Below are 400 nucleotides of genomic sequence, written 5' to 3' on the forward strand. Positions count from 1 at the left end.
AACTCACATGTTTACTGCTCTATTTTATTGTGAATAAGGGTAGCGAAGTGGAGATGCGTCTTCTCTTTTATTTAAGAAGTTAACATAGAAAGAGAAAAAGCTCTTTAAGACATACTCATATTTTTATGTTCAACAATGGTCTTAAGGAGGCTGCGCATTGAATTTGTCAGGTACGCATCTTTATGGCGTATAAAGATTGTTGAGATACAGCTATCTTTCTCAGGTAATGGGTGACAATAAACCTTACCTTGTGCAGCTAGATGCATAACAGCAGATTCCGGTACCACTGTTATAAAAAAAAACACAAAAAGTAAAAAGATCGCTACAGAGTAACAACGTGACAAACCACAGTGCACACTACACAAAGAATCGATCAGAAATATATCAGACATAACACGTA

1 pseudogene is annotated in these 400 nt (G+C 36.0%); it reads right to left on the reverse strand.

The features are described 5' to 3' along the window. Positions 1-104 precede the first annotated feature (104 nt). Positions 105-293: pseudogene (locus BHE18_RS01515) on the reverse strand (LysR family transcriptional regulator); the annotation flags it as partial. Between the last annotated feature and the right edge of the window lie 107 nt (positions 294-400).

It is taken from the genome of Rossellomorea aquimaris, from assembly GCF_001877785.1.
In the GTDB taxonomy this organism is placed as follows: Bacteria; Bacillota; Bacilli; order Bacillales; family Bacillaceae_B; genus Rossellomorea; species Rossellomorea aquimaris_A.